The following is a 14,563-nucleotide window of genomic DNA, read 5'->3' as shown; positions in this document are numbered from 1 at the left end:
CAGAATCATGCGCAAGGTGCACCCGGCGCCTACACGAACTCGAACGGAGAGCGGATGTCTGAGCACAAAAGCGAGTCCCGCAAGGTCGCTGGGGCGACCTATACACGGGCGGGCAGCGAGTACTTCGAGAAACGGACGCTGAAGCGATCCGCCGGCGTCTGGGGCCTGTGGGGACTGGCAGTCGCCGCCGTCATCTCCGGGGACTTCTCGGGCTGGAACTTCGGCATCGACTTCGCCGGCTTCGGCGGCATGCTGATCGCCTTCGTGATCCTGGTGGTCATGTACTACGGCATGATCTTCTCGATCGGGGAGATGGCGTCCGCGATGCCCCACACCGGAGGCGCGTACTCCTTCGCGCGCTCCGCCATGGGCCCGTGGGGAGGCCTGGTCACCGGCGCCGCCGAGACGATCGAGTATGTCGCCACCACCGCGGTGATCGTGTACTTCTCGGCGTCGTATGCGAACGGGATCACGAGTGAGCTGCTCGGTCTCGAGCTGCCGGGCTGGCTCTGGTACCTGATCCTGTACATCGCGTTCATCGCGCTGAACTCGGCAGGGGCCGCCATCTCGTTCCGCTTCGCGATCATCGTCTCGGTGATCTCGATCGCGATCATCCTGATCTTCTCCGCGATGGCGATCTTCTCCGGCGCCTTCAGCTGGGCTGCGCTCTGGGACATCGCCCCCGACCCCGGACAGACCGCGTTCCTCCCGCACGGCGTGCTGCCGATCCTGTTCGCGCTGCCGTTCGCGATGTGGTTCTTCCTCGGGATCGAAGAGCTGCCGCTGGCCGCCGAGGAGTCGCACAACCCGACGCAGGACATCCCGAAGGCGGGCTTCTGGGCTCGCGGCACCCTGATCGTGACCGGGCTCCTCGTGCTGTTCCTCAACACCGGGATCCTGGGCGCCGAGGCGACCGGAGTCGCCGGCGAGCCGCTCCTCGACGGCTTCCGCGCGATCGTCGGCGACCAGCTCGCCGCCGTCCTCGCACTGTTCGCGCTGATCGGCCTGCTGGCCTCCCTGCAGGGGATCATGTTCGCGTACGGGCGCAACATGTACTCGCTGTCACGCGCCGGCTACTACCCCCGCTTCCTCTCCCTCACAGGAAAGCGTCAGACCCCGTGGGTGGCCCTCGTGGTCGGCGCGGCGATCGGCTTCATCGCGCTGATCGTGCTCGACGTGCTGGCGTCGCTCGACGCCGAGGGAGCAGGCTCCGTCGCAGGAGCGATCGTGCTGAACATCGCGGTGTGGGGCGCCGTGCTCGCCTATGCGCTCCAGCTGATCTCGTTCATGATCCTTCGCAAGAAGTACCCGAACGCCGACCGGCCGTACCGCAGCCCGTGGGGCATCCCCGGCGCGGTCGTGGCCCTTGTGATCTCGGCACTGATCTTCCTCGGATTCCTGCTGAACCCGACGTTCGGGCCGGCGATCATCGCGATCGCGATCGTGTACGCCATCATCCTGCTCGGGTTCGGGCTGTTCTTCCGGCACCGCCTGGTGCTCTCCCCCGAGGAGGAGTACGCGCTCTCCGGCGGGACGCACGGCGACCCTCAGGCCGAAGGGTACGACGCCATGGAGGATGAGGTGTTCGACGGCCGACGGTGACGGACGGGGAGCGCGGCTACTTCGAGTCGAAGTCGAACGCCTTCAGCAGCTCGACGACGGCCTTGTCGCGCTCCTCGCCACCCTCTTCGAACATGTGGGTCACGTGCGTCTGCAGGTGATTCTCCAGCAGCAGGCGGTTCAGTGACTCCAGGGACCGCTGGATCGCACGCGACTGCGTGATGATGTCCATGCAGTACTCCTCGTTCTCGATCATCCGCGCGACACCGCGCATCTGCCCCTCCAGGATGCTGGTGCGGTGCAGTGCGCGCTTCTTGATGTCTTCGATCACGGATTCGAGCGTACTCTCGATCCCCGACCCCCGGTCGTCGAGCGATCCCGCACCGCCCGGTCGTTGAGCGAGCGAAGCGAGACGAAACGCCCGGTTCAGACGCACGTGCGAGGATGGCGTCATGCCGCGAACGCCGATGGCTCTGCTCTCCCCCGCCGACCAGGACCGCCTGCGCGCCCTCCGCCGGATGAAGGCGGTGGCGCTGGGCGCGCTGGTCTTCATGGCCGTGGTCTTCGTCGTCGCCTTCGCGTTCCAGGCACGGATCGACTGGCTCGCCTACGTGCGCGCCGCAGCCGAGGGCGGCATGGTCGGCGCCCTCGCCGACTGGTTCGCCGTGACGGCTCTGTTCCGCAGGCCCCTCGGCCTGCCGATCCCGCACACCGCGATCATCCCGAGCCGCAAGGACGAGATCGGGCGCAGCCTCGGCGAGTTCGTCGAGACCAACTTCCTCGCGGCCGACGTCGTGCGCACCAAGCTCTCGAGCACCGCGATCGCGCAGCGCGCGGGCGAATGGCTGCGCGCCGCCCCGCACGCCGAGCGAGTGGGGAACGAGGGAGCCGCGGTCGCCGCCGCGGTGCTGAACGCGCTGAGCGACGACGACGTGCGCGACCTCATCACCGACCTCGCGCGCGAGCATCTGGTGGCGCCGGAGTGGGGTCCGCCCGCCGGTGCCTGGCTCGAGAAGATCGTCGAGGCCGACGCGCACCGCGGCGCGGTCGACCTGGCCGTCGACAGCATCCAGCGCTGGCTCGACGCGAACGCCGAATCCTTCACCGGCCTCGTCTCGCGGCGTCTGCCGTCATGGGTGCCGAAGCTCGCCCACCGCTTCGTCGACGACACCGTCTACAACGAGGCGGTGCGCTTCGTGCACGCGGTTCAGGCCGACCCTGGGCATCCGGCCCGCCTCGCGATCGACGGCTATCTCGCCCGCCTCGCCGACAACCTGCAGCACGACCCGGCCACCAGGGCGAAGCTGGAGAACGCGAAGTCCTCCCTCTTCGACAGCCCGCGCGTCGGCGCGCTGGCCGCCGAGGCGTGGAACACCGCGAAGGCCGGCCTGCTCACCGCCCTCGCCGATCCGCAGAGCGGCCTCCGTCGCCGCGCCGTGCAGGCCCTGCAGGAGATCGGCGAGCGATTGACGACGGATGCCGCGCTGCAGCACCGCGTCGACACCTGGGTCTCGGATGCCGCGGTCTTCCTGGTCGACCGCTACCGGCACGACATCGCCTCGATCATCACGGACACGGTCGAGCGGTGGGACCCCGCCGAGACGACCGAGAAGATCGAGCTCATGGTCGGCCGCGACCTGCAGTACATCCGCCTCAACGGCACATTCGTCGGCGCACTCGCCGGCCTCGCCATCTTCGCGATCGCCCACGCCCTGATCCCCGGAGTCTGAACCGCGACCGGAGCCTGAACCGCGACCGGTCGCCGACACCCGACGAGGCACGGTACGCCTCCGCGCCGCGAGGCGCCAGTCCCTGGCCCGATTCCGGCGGCGCGCGCAGGCTGGATCTCCGATGAGAAGGAGGAGATCATGACCGCACCCGACAGCCCCCTGAAGGACAAGGACTACAACCTCGTCTGCGTGCTCGAGGCGTCCCTGCGCAGCGCCTGGACGATTCAGGCGTACATCGAGGACGCCGATGCCGCCGGCGACGCCGAACTCGCGGAGTGGTTCCGCAAGATCCAGCACAACAGCCAGAAGGCCGGAGAGCAGGGCAAGCGGATGCTCCGCGAGCGACTGCAGATCGACTCGGAGTCCAGCAGCTCCTGATTCGCGGAGCGCATCCCTGCAACGTTGGAGAGATTCCTTGCGCTCCTGTTCTACATCGTTGTAGATTCGGGCGAGGCTCAAGGCCGAGCCCGAATCTCCGTCCGATGCCGAACAGGAGCACCATGTCCCGCCCCGCCCGCACCCCGATCGCCCTGGCCACCGCCGGAGCGATCGCCATCGGCTGCCTGGTCGCAGCACCGGCCTGGGCCAAGCCCCCGGCCGCCTCACCCGAACCGCCGCAGTTCCAGGACGTCACGGTGCACGATCCGTCGATCGTGACCTCGGGCGAGGAGATCTGGGCGTTCGGGTCGCACGGCGCCTCGGCGCACACGACCGACCTGATCGACTGGGAGCAGCACACCGTCGATCTCTCGCAGGACGCCGACAACGCGCTGTTCGAGGACATCTACACCGAGCTCGCCGACACCTTCGAATGGGCGAACACGCGCACGCTCTGGGCGGCCGACGTCATCCAGCTGCCCGATGGCCGCTTCGCCATGTACTACAACGCCTGCGAGGGCTCCTCACCGCGCTCGGCGCTCGGGATCGCGACAGCGGATGCCGTCGACGGTCCCTACGAGAACCAGGGCATCCTGCTGAAGTCCGGGATGTCCGGAGAATCCGAGAACCCGGGCGAGGTCTACGATGCCCGCTTGCACCCGAATGCGGTCGACCCCGACGTGTTCTACGACGCCGAAGGCGATCTGTGGATGGTCTACGGCTCGTACTCCGGCGGCATCCACATCCTGCGCCTCGACCCCGCGACCGGGGAGCCGCTGCCGGACCAGGGGTACGGGAAGCACCTCGTCGGCGGGAACCACAGCCGCATCGAGGCGCCGACCATCCAGTACGACGCCGAGAGCGGCTACTACTACCTGTACCTCTCGTTCGGCGGTCTCGACGCCTCCGGCGGATACGACGTGCGCGTCGCGCGCTCGACCGCACCGGACGGGCCCTACCTCGACGCAGAGGGCAACGACATGGCGGACGTGAAGTCCGACCCCGCGCTCCCTCTGTTCGACGACGCGTCGATCCAGCCGTACGGCGTGAAGCTCATGGGAGGCCACCTGTTCACCCGCAAGCTCGGAGACGCCGGAACCGGCGCCGGAATCGGCTACGTCTCCCCCGGCCACAACTCCTGGTACCAGGATCCGGAGACCGGCCGCATGTTCCTCGTCTTCCATGCGCGCTTCCCCGGCAGCGGCGAGTCCCACGAGGTGCGCGTGCACCAGGTCTGGATCAACGAGGACGGCTGGCCGGTGATCTCGCCGCAGCGCTACGCCGGCGAGACAGCAGGGAAGGTCTACCGCAGCGACGTCATCGGGGACTGGCAGCTCGTGAACATGGGCAAGGACATCACGGCGGCCCCCGCGGCGTCTGCCGACATCGTGCTCACGAAGAACGGCCGGATCACCGGCGACGCGAACGGCAGCTGGATCCTCGACGACGTGAACACGACGACGCTGACGATCGACGGCGAGGTCTACACCGGCAGTTTCGTTCCGGTGTGGGATCCGGCCCTCGAGGCCTGGTCGACGGGCTTCACCGCCCTCTCCGAGCACGGCGTCAGCGTGTGGGGTCGGAAGGTGCCGACCCTGTCGGATGCGGATGCCGTGGCCGCCGTCGTCGCAGCCCTCGACCTGGGCGACACCTCTGCCATCACCGGGGGCCTCGCGCTGCCGACCGAGGGGACGAGTGGCACGGTCATCACGTGGGAGAGCTCCGACGCGTCGGTCGTCGCGACAGACGGTTCCGTCACGCGACCGGCGATCGGTTCGGCGGATGCTCGGGTCACGCTCACCGCGACCGTCGCAGCGGGTGACGTCACGCAGTCCGTGTCGTTCGACCTGACCGTGCTCGCCCGCACTCCGGGAGTGCTGGCCGGGGCATGGTCGTTCGAGAACGATCTCTCCGACGGCGCGGGTCTGCATCCCGACGCCTCGACGACCGGAGCGCGGCTCGACACGTCGGGCGCGGCCGCGGCCTTCGTCGCGGACGGTGTCTCCGGCAGCGCGATCCACCTCGACGGCGCATCCGGGGTGAGGCTGCCGACGGGGCTGATCCACGGCTCCGAGTACACGGTCAGCGTGTGGCTGCGGCCGGACGCGCTGACCACCTTCACCAGCGCGTTCTTCGGCGCCACAAGCCCGGAATCCTGGATCAGCCTGGTCCCGCAGGGGCACAGCGGCGTGGGCGGCTCCGCGATGCTCTGGTCAGGGACCCGCTGGTACGACGCCGGAACCGGCCGGACGCTGCCGCTCGGCGAGTGGTCGCACGTCGCGTTCACCGTGGACGGCGGCTCGGTATCGGTGTACGTCGACGGGGTGGAGAGCTTCCACGGCACCGGATTCCCGGACGTGTTCTCAGCATCGGAGGCGGAGTTCGGTGTCGGCGTGAACTGGTGGGACGCACCCTTCTCCGGCGACGTCGACGAGCTGAACGTCTGGAGCACAGCGCTCACCGCCGAGGACATCGCGGAGCTCGCCATCCGGTGAGCGGGCCGCGACGGCGTCGCTCAGTCGCTGTCCGGTGAGACGGGGCGCACGCAGGCGATCGCGATGCGCCCTGTCCCCTCGACCTCGATCGTCTCCGCCTCGCCGCTCAGCACAGCATCCTCACTCTCGAGGCTCTCGCCGTTCACGCGAAGCGCACCGTCGAGCGCGATGATCGCTGTCACCTCGCCGGCGCGGTTGCTGACGAGATGGGTGCGCTCCACGGCTTCACACCCGAGCGACGCCGTCCCGAACTCACGACGCACCATGACGTTGAGATCCAGGCTCGGCGCCGTGACATCCACCGCGCTCACGCGTGCCTCACCGGCGAACGGAATCGCCTCGAAGCGCGGGATGCTCTGCCGCACGCCGTCCACGAGAAGATCCAGGCCGCCCGCGCTCAAGGGCATCAGCAGCCGGTCGACTCCCGGGTACGCCGAGAAGTCACCATCCCCGTCGATGCGTGCGACGCTCAGCCGCCAGTCGAAACCGGCGTTCGCGGATGACCCGGCGGCCACCGCGATCTCACTGGTATGGCCGCCGCCGTTGCGCCAGGGCGTGACCGAGCGCTCTGATCGAGCGAGACGTCTCATCGTGCCGTGACCCCATTCGCCGCGACCCCGCGCTGCCACACCGCGGCAGTCAACGGCACACCCGGCCGATAGGCGATGTGGGCGATCGAGGGGGCATCCAGCATCTGCAGATCGGCAATCGCACCGACCCGCACGACACCGCGCTCATCATCACCGCTGTCGAGACCCAGCACCCGCGCACCACCGCGCGTGGCCGCGTACACCGCCTCTTCGATCGTCAGGCGCATCTGCAGCACCGCCGTCGCGACGTTGAAGACCATCGAGGTCGTATAAGAGCTGCCCGGGTTGCAATTGCTCGCCAGGGCGACGCGGCCACCGGCATCGAGCACCGCGCGAGCGGGGCCGAAGGGCTCTCGCGTCGAAAGGTCGCAGGCGGGCAGGAATGTTGCGACGGTGTCTGAAGAAGAGAGGGCCAGGACGTCGTGATCAGAGAGGTGGTTGCAGTGGTCGACGCTCGCCGCACCCAGCTCGATCGCGAGGCTGACTCCCCCGGAATGTCCGAGCTGATTCCCGTGCACGCGCAGCCGCAGGCCCGCGGCGGCGCCTGCGAGGAGGATCTCGCGGGACTCCTCCACAGTGAACGCGCCGTCCTCGCAGAAGACGTCGATCGAGTCGACGAAAGGACGCACCGCATCGAGCATCGGCCCCTTCACCAGGTCGACATATTCACGCCGATCCGCGCCGTCCGGGACGATGTGGGCACCGAGAAAAGTCGCCGTCTCGGCCACCCGCGACGCCACCCGTGCACTGAGCAGTTCGGTTTCGAGATCCAGACCGTACCCGGTCTTCGTCTCGAGCGTGGTCGTCCCCTGTCGCAGCGCCTCGGTGCGCAGCGCACGCGCCTGTGCTCGAAGCGCCTCTTCCCCGGCGGCCCGCGTTGCGGCAACGGTCGAGGCGATCCCTCCGGCGCTGTAGCGCTGACCGGCCATCCGCGCCTCGAACTCCGCGCCACGGTCCCCCATGAAGACGATGTGGCTGTGGCAGTCCACCCATCCGGGAAGCACCGCGCGCCCGTGCGCATCGGTGACCCGATCTGCGGCGGGAGCGGAACGCGCCTCTCCCAGCCACGCGATGCGCCCGTCTTCGATGACGAGCGCGGCGTCCCGCAGCCGCCCATGCTGTTCGCTGTGAGTGGTGAGTTCACCGATGTTGGTGATCAGCTCGGTCATGAGAAGGCCTCCAGACTGCGGGCAAGCATATATGCGGGTTCTTCGCCGGATGCCAGAACGCCGTCGCTGACGACGACCTGGCCGCCGACGATCACGCGGGTCAGATCGGAGGCGGTCGCCGCGAAGATCAGCTGCTCGGGGGCCGAGCCGACAGTGCGCATCGAGTCGGTGCGCACCTCGATGAGATCGGCAGGGCCCCCCGGTTCCAAGGGACTCTGAGCCCAGCCGAGCGAGCGATAGCCTCCAGCGCCGGCCGCAAGGATGACCTCAGCCGGGCTGAACCGTCCCCGTGCACCCGATGCGAGTCGCTCCTGCATCTCCAGAGAGCGCATCTCCAGAACCGCATCCACGACGGCGTTCTGATCCGAACCGAGCGCGAGCGTCGCTCCGGCGTCTTTCAGCGCTCTCGCCGGGCCGATTCCGTCGCCGAGATCGGCCTCGGTCGTCGGACACATCACGATCGAGACCCCCGCAGCACCGAGAAGCTCGATGTCACGATCGGTGAGGTGCGTCGCGTGCACGGCGCTGAGCCTCGACGACAGCGCCCCCCGTTCAGCGAGGAGCTCAGTGGGCGTCACGCCGTAGGTCGCGAGACTCGCCTCGTTCTCCGCCGGCTGCTCGGAGAGATGGATGTGCAAGGGCACGTCGGGGGGAAGCCCGTCGACGATCCGTGAGATCTCATCGGGGGTGAGCGCGCGCACCGAGTGCAGAGCGGCACCGAGTCGAGGAATCCGGCGACGAAGCTCGAACCAGCGATCGAGGTATCGTTCGGCGGTATCGTCGCCGAACCTCGTCTGCTCCCGGCTCAGAGGCTGCCCGATCCCGCCGTGAAGATAGGCGGTGTCGAGAAGAGTGAGCCGGATGCCGATATCGGCCGCGGCAGCGGAGAGCGCCTCTTCCATGTCGTGAGCCGCATAGTGCGATCCGTCGGGCCGATGGTGCGCGTAATGGAACTCCCCCACCGCGGTGTAGCCCGCGGCGAGCATCTCTGCGAAGACGGCTCTGGCCAGTTCGTGGTAGTTCTCCGGGTCAAGACGGCCGGCTGCTCCATACATCTGCCGTCGCCAGATCCAGAAGTCGCCCCCGTCGGCATGCGTGCGTCCGCGCAGCACCCGATGGAATGCGTGGGAATGGGCATTGCCCACCCCCGGCAGCACCGTGCCCAGACTGATGTCGCCTGTACGGGCATCGGTGTCGGCCGTGATCGATGCCACCATTCCTTCGGCATCCACCTCGATCCTGACCCGCTCGCGCGTGCCCGATGCACTGACCAGTCGCTCGCACCACAGGCTCACAGCAGGCCCTTCAGAACGGTGACAAGTGCCTCGATCCCCTCGAGGCAGTCGTCGAGCTCAGCGAACTCCTGGGGGGCATGCGACACACCGGTGGGGTTGCGCACGAAGATCATCCCGGTGGGTACGGATGCCGCGAGCACACCCGCGTCGTGCCCGGCCCCCGAGGGAAGTGCGGGCACGCCACCGAGGGCCGACTGGAGCCTTGCCGCCAGATCCGCGTCGAAGGCGACCTCGGGCGACCAGGAGTTCTCTTCGAACTCGGATGCTCCCGTCCGCCGGGCGATGTCGGCCACCAGCTCGCGCGTGTCATCATCGCTGCCGGCCCGGGCATCCAGCGTCATCGTGACGGTCGAGGCGATGACATTCGATCCTCCAGGGACCGCAGAGATGCGCCCCACCGTCGCCCGTGCTCCCGGCATGGCGAGCGCCGCCTCCTGGATCTCGAGGACGGCGCGCGCCGCGGTCACCATCGGATCGTCGCGGTCGGTCATGAGGGTGGCCCCGGCGTGGTTGCCCTGGCCACGGAAGGTCAGGGTCCACCGCCCGTGGGCGAGGATGCTGCTGGCGACCGCTGTGGCCGAACCCAGTTCGATCAGACCCCGCCCCTGCTCGACGTGAAGCTCGAGGAAGAGGCCGATTCTGCGCAGAGACTCCTCATCGCGACCGATGTGCGCGGCGTCGAAGCCCACTCGCCGTGCGACGTCGGCGTAGGTCTGCCCCTCGGCATCCGTCAGAGCCCGCACACGATCCGGAGTGATCGCACCGGCCATGAGTGCCGAGCCGAGACAGGCGACGCCGAAGCGCGAGCCTTCTTCCTCGGCGAAGACGAGGATCGCGAAGGGGCGGGAGGGAACGAACCCCTCTCGTTTCAGCGTGGCCACCGCTTCCAGTGCGCTGACCACACCCAGCGGCCCGTCGAAGGCGCCGCCACCGGGAACGCTGTCCAGGTGACTCCCGGTGACGATCGCGTCATCACCCGGAGCGCCCCACCATGCCCAGATGTTCGCGTTGCGGTCATGCTCGATCGTGAGCCCGAGCTGCTCGGCGCGCGTGATGAACCAGCTGCGCAGCTGCATGTCGGCGTCGTTCCAGAGGTGACGAGAGTATCCCCCGCGAGCGCCGTCGCGACCGACGCCGTCGATCTGATCGAGCCCGGCGAGCCGGCCGTGCGCAACCGCATCTGTCATTGCTCGTTCGCCATCCCTCCTCACAGCATCGGCACCTTGAGGCCGCGCTCGCGCGCGATGTCCCGTGCGTGCTCGTAGCCGGCGTCGACGTGCCGCATGACACCGGTGCCGGGGTCGTTCGTCAGCACGCGCTCGAGCTTCTCGGCCGCGAGCACTGTCCCGTCGGCGACGGTCACCTGGCCTGCATGGATGGAGCGGCCGATGCCGACACCGCCGCCGTGGTGCAGCGACACCCACGAGGCACCGGACGCCGTGTTCAGCAGCGCATTCAGCAGCGGCCAGTCGGCGATCGCGTCGGAGCCGTCCTTCATGGCCTCGGTCTCGCGGTACGGGGAGGCGACGGATCCGGAGTCGAGGTGGTCGCGGCCGATCACGATCGGTGCAGAGAGCTCGCCGGATGCCACCATCTCGTTGAACTTCAGTCCGGCGAGGTGGCGCTCCTTATAGCCGAGCCAGCAGATGCGGGCCGGAAGCCCCTCGAAATGGACCTTCTCGCCCGCCTTCTCCAGCCACCGGTGCAGCGCCGCGTCCTCGGGGAACAGCTCGGCGATCGCCCGATCGGTCTTTCGGATGTCCTCGGGGTCGCCCGAGAGCGCTGCCCAGCGGAACGGGCCGCGGCCCTCCTCGAACTGCGGACGGATGTACGCCGGGACGAAGCCGGGGAACTCGAAGGCGCGGTCGAAGCCGCCCAGCTGCGCCTCGGCGCGGATCGAGTTGCCGTAGTCGAAGACAGCGGCCCCTGCATCCTTGAACGCCACCATCGCCTCGACGTGCGCGGCCATCGACTCGCGCGACCGGCGGGTGAACTCCTCGGGGTCGCGCTCGGCCTCGGCCTTCCAGTCCGCGACCGAGACGCCGATCGGCAGGTATGCCAGCGGGTCGTGGGCGCTGGTCTGGTCGGTGACGATGTCGATCGGCACGCCGCGGCGGAACAGCTCCGGGAACACCTCTGCCGCGTTTCCGACGATGCCGACCGAGAGCGCCTCCCCCGCATCCTTCGCTGCGACCGCACGTGCGATCGCAGTGTCGAGGTCGGTGTGGTACTCGTCGAGGTAGCCGTGGTCGACGCGGCGGGCGAGGCGGCTCTCGTCCACGTCGACGATCAGCACGGCGCCGTCGTTCATGGTGACGGCGAGAGGCTGGGCGCCGCCCATGCCGCCGGCGCCGCCGGTCAGGGACAGCGTGCCCTTGAGCGACTCCCTGCCGAGCGAGGTGGCCACGGCCGCGAACGTCTCGTAAGTGCCCTGGAGGATGCCCTGCGAGCCGATATAGATCCAGGACCCTGCGGTCATCTGGCCGTACATCATCAGGCCGAGCTGCTCGAGGCGGCGGAACTCGGGCCAGTTCGCCCAGTCGCCGACGAGGTTCGAGTTAGCGATGAGCACCCGGGGCGCCCACTCGTGCGTACGGAACACGCCGACCGGCTTGCCGGACTGCACCAGCAGGGTCTCGTCGGGCTCCAGCTCGTCGAGGGTGCGCACGATCGCGTCGTAAGCCTCCCAGCTGCGGGCGGCCTTGCCGGTGCCGCCGTAGACGACCAGGTCCTCCGGGTGCTCTGCGACCTCGGGGTCGAGGTTGTTCATCAGCATCCGCTTGGCGGCCTCGGCCCCCCAGCTCTTGGCGGTGCGGACGTTGCCGCGCGCGGCGCGGATCGTTCGGCTGGCGGGCTGGGTTACTGAGCTCGTCGAAGTGTCAGTCATGAGCGTGCTCCTTTGCGATGCGTGCGATGGCGCCGGACTGCACCAGTGCGGTCACGGCCTCCATCTCGGGAGAGAGGAAGCGGTCGGGGCCGGGCCCCGCCGCCACGGTGCGGACGAGGTCTCGGACGGCCCCGGTGGCGGGGCCTGCCTCGAGCGGTGCGCGCAGGTCGAGCGCGCGGGCGCCGGTGAGGATCTCGATCGCGAGGACGCGGCCGAGGCCGTCGATCGCTCGGCGGAGCTTACGGGCGGCGGCCCATCCCATCGACACGTGGTCCTCCTGCATGGCCGACGAGGGGATCGAGTCGACGGATGCCGGGACAGCGAGCCGCTTGAGCTCGGACACGATGCCGGCGGACGCGTACTGCGCGATCATCAGACCGGAGTCGACGCCCACCTCGTCGGCGAGGAACGGCGGGAGACCGTGGTTGCGGGCAGGATCCATGGCGCGGTCGGTGCGTCGCTCCGAGACGGAGGCGACATCTGCGACCGAGATCGCGAGGAAGTCGAGCACGGCCGCGACGGGTGCCCCGTGGAAGTTTCCGTTGGACTCGATGCGACCGTCGACCGTGATCACCGGGTTGTCGATGACGCTCGCGAGCTCGCGGTCAGCGATCATCGCGGCGTAGCCTGCTGTGTCACGCGCGGTGCCGTGCACCTGCGGGGTGCAGCGCAGCGAGTACGCGTCCTGCACCCGCCCGTCCTCAGGACCCTTGTGGCTCTGGACGATCGGGGAATCGCCCAGGAACGCACGCAGGTTCGCCGCGGACGAAGCCTGCCCGACCTGGGGGCGCAGCGCCATCAGGTCGGCGGCGAACACGGCGTCGGTCCCGAGCTGCGACTCGATCGACATGGCGGCTGCGATGTCGGCGGTGAGCAGCAGCTCGTCCAGGTCGTGGAGCGCGAGCACGAGAGTGCCGAGCATGCCGTCGGTGCCGTTGATGAGGGCGAGGCCCTCCTTCTCGACGAGGGTCAGCGGCTGGATGCCGGCAGCGGCGAGCGCCTCGGATGCCGGGACGACCTCTGTGCTGGGTTCCTGAGCCTGTCGAAGGACGCGCACGTCGCCCTCCCCCATCGTGGCGAGGGCGATGTGCGCGAGCGGCGCGAGGTCTCCCGAGCAGCCGAGCGAGCCGTACTCGCGGACGATCGGCGTGATGCCCGCGTTCAGCAGCGCGGCGTAGGTCTCGACGACCACCGGGCGGACGCCGGTGCGGCCGGAGGCGAGCGTCTGCAGTCGCAGCAGCTGCAGCCCGCGGGTGACCTCGCGCTCGACCTCGGCTCCGGTGCCGGCAGCGTGCGAGCGGATCAGGCTGGCCTGAAGCTGCAGGCGGCGGTCGGGGGCGATGAACGTGGTGGCCAGGGCGCCGAACCCGGTCGAGACGCCGTAGTGCGGATTCGGGTCGGCGGCGAGGCCGTCGATCACCTTCCGGGTCTCGGAAACCCGCTCGAGGGCCTCCGGCGCGATGACGACGGTGGCGCCGTGCCGGGCGACGGCGACGACATCGGCGTGGCGCAGGGGCGCGACGCCGACGAGAACGGGGGGCTGATCACTCATGTCTCGATTCCACACCCGGGAGGTCGCGCGCAACAGCGGTTCATGACATCCTGTGTCTGTGATCCCAGACATTGCGGATGCAGGCGGCGCGGATGCCGGTCAGGTGCCTGCCGCCGAGAACACTCTGCGCATCCTCCGCTACCTCGCGGGGCGTCCTGCGCCGGTCGCGGCCTCCGCGATAGCCAGGGAGCTCACCCTGCCGCGATCCACCGTGTATCACCTGCTCACGACACTTGGGACGCACGGCTTCGTCCTGCATCTGAAGGAGGAGCGCCGCTGGGGACTCGGCACGTCCGCATTCGAGCTGGCGGGCGGGTACGCGCGGCAGCAGCCGCTGGCACGACTCGGACGGCCGCTGGTGGCCGCTCTGTCCGACCGTCTGGGCGAGAGCGCTCACCTCGCGGTGATGAGCGGCGGCGACGTGCTCTACATCGTCGAGGAGCGCGCACCGAGGCGGCCGGCGCTCGTGACTGATGTCGGTGTGCGCCTCCCGGCCCATCTGACAGCATCCGGGCGCGCGATGCTCGCCGCCCTTCCCCGCGAGCAGGTCAGGGCGCTCTACCCGAGCGCCTCTGCCTTCCCGGACCGCACGGGACTCGGGCCGCGCAAGCCGAGCCAACTCCGCGAGCTGCTGCGCGAGGTGCGCGCCCGCGGCTATGCCACGGAGGACAGCGAGGTCGCCGACGGCCTGCGCAGCGTCGGCGCAGCCGTGCGCGATCACGCAGGGTGGCCTATCGCGGCTGTCGCCGTGACCTGGGCTGCGGCGGATCTCGATGAGGCTTCGCTCGCCGCTGCGGTCAGCGAGACCGCAGCGATCCTGGAGTCGCGACTCATGCGCTGAGCGCTCGGCGACGCAAAGGGGGTTAACGCAAAAGAGCCACCCAACAATGGGTGGCTCTTTCACAGA

12 protein-coding genes are annotated in these 14,563 nt (G+C 69.1%); 5 read left to right on the top strand and 7 right to left on the bottom strand.

Annotated features, from left to right (window positions below):
- The first annotated feature begins 54 nt into the window (after positions 1 to 54).
- Complete coding sequence (locus tag IPV10_RS12245; protein ID WP_207484263.1) at positions 55 to 1,602, top strand: amino acid permease; 1,548 nt, start codon at positions 55 to 57, stop codon at positions 1,600 to 1,602.
- Between the two features lie 16 nt (positions 1,603 to 1,618).
- On the opposite strand, the gene IPV10_RS12240 is transcribed toward IPV10_RS12245, so the two are convergent.
- Positions 1,619 to 1,891 (bottom strand): metal-sensitive transcriptional regulator, encoded by a 273-nt coding sequence (locus tag IPV10_RS12240; RefSeq protein WP_207484261.1) that lies wholly within the window; start codon positions 1,889 to 1,891, stop codon positions 1,619 to 1,621.
- Positions 1,892 to 2,012: 121 nt separating this feature from the next.
- On the opposite strand from IPV10_RS12240, the gene IPV10_RS12235 reads away from it, so the two are divergent.
- From IPV10_RS12235 to IPV10_RS12225, 3 genes are all read left to right on the top strand, one after another.
- Positions 2,013 to 3,290 (top strand): DUF445 domain-containing protein, encoded by a 1,278-nt coding sequence (locus IPV10_RS12235; protein ID WP_207484259.1) that lies wholly within the window; start codon positions 2,013 to 2,015, stop codon positions 3,288 to 3,290.
- Positions 3,291 to 3,428: 138 nt separating this feature from the next.
- Positions 3,429 to 3,668 carry a hypothetical protein gene (locus tag IPV10_RS12230; protein ID WP_207484257.1) on the top strand — a complete coding sequence of 80 codons (240 nt, stop codon included), beginning with the start codon at positions 3,429 to 3,431 and terminating at the stop codon, positions 3,666 to 3,668.
- Positions 3,669 to 3,790: 122 nt separating this feature from the next.
- Positions 3,791 to 6,163, top strand: coding sequence for a LamG-like jellyroll fold domain-containing protein (locus tag IPV10_RS12225; RefSeq protein ID WP_207484255.1), 2,373 nt, complete (start codon positions 3,791 to 3,793; stop codon positions 6,161 to 6,163).
- 20 nt (positions 6,164 to 6,183) lie between these two features.
- Here the strand turns inward: IPV10_RS12225 and IPV10_RS12220 are convergent, their stop codons facing one another.
- Genes IPV10_RS12220 through hutH form a run of 6 tightly spaced genes read right to left on the bottom strand, consistent with a single transcriptional unit; the run spans position 6,184 to position 13,656 of the window.
- Entirely contained in the window at positions 6,184 to 6,753 is a 570-nt protein-coding gene (locus IPV10_RS12220; protein WP_207484253.1) for a HutD family protein, read from the bottom strand.
- Positions 6,750 to 7,922, bottom strand: coding sequence for an imidazolonepropionase (hutI, locus tag IPV10_RS12215; protein ID WP_207484251.1), 1,173 nt, complete (start codon positions 7,920 to 7,922; stop codon positions 6,750 to 6,752). The genes IPV10_RS12220 and hutI overlap by 4 nt, the downstream gene beginning before the upstream one ends.
- A complete protein-coding gene (locus IPV10_RS12210) occupies positions 7,919 to 9,154 on the bottom strand; it encodes a formimidoylglutamate deiminase (RefSeq protein ID WP_307861123.1) in 1,236 nt (411 codons plus the stop codon). Before IPV10_RS12210 ends, hutI begins: the two co-directional genes overlap by 4 nt.
- Positions 9,155 to 9,213: 59 nt before the next feature.
- A complete protein-coding gene (locus IPV10_RS12205; RefSeq protein WP_207484246.1) occupies positions 9,214 to 10,404 on the bottom strand; it encodes an allantoate amidohydrolase in 1,191 nt (396 codons plus the stop codon).
- 20 nt (positions 10,405 to 10,424) lie between these two features.
- The gene (gene hutU, locus IPV10_RS12200; protein ID WP_207484244.1) at positions 10,425 to 12,104 is read right to left on the bottom strand and encodes a urocanate hydratase; all 1,680 of its coding nucleotides are present in this window, start codon (positions 12,102 to 12,104) and stop codon (positions 10,425 to 10,427) included.
- Positions 12,097 to 13,656, bottom strand: coding sequence for a histidine ammonia-lyase (hutH, locus tag IPV10_RS12195; protein WP_207484242.1), 1,560 nt, complete (start codon positions 13,654 to 13,656; stop codon positions 12,097 to 12,099). The genes hutU and hutH overlap by 8 nt, the downstream gene beginning before the upstream one ends.
- Before the next feature lie 52 nt (positions 13,657 to 13,708).
- On the opposite strand from hutH, the gene IPV10_RS12190 reads away from it, so the two are divergent.
- Positions 13,709 to 14,497: an IclR family transcriptional regulator gene (locus tag IPV10_RS12190; protein WP_307861122.1), complete on the top strand. Its 789-nt coding sequence runs from the start codon at positions 13,709 to 13,711 to the stop codon at positions 14,495 to 14,497.
- Positions 14,498 to 14,563 lie beyond the last annotated feature (66 nt).

Origin of the sequence: Microbacterium sp. SD291, from assembly GCF_017355365.1 — a bacterium.
In the GTDB taxonomy this organism is placed as follows: domain Bacteria; phylum Actinomycetota; class Actinomycetes; order Actinomycetales; family Microbacteriaceae; genus Microbacterium.
Note: the sequence above shows the minus strand (reverse complement) of the source record. Positions and strands in the feature narration are given on the sequence as shown.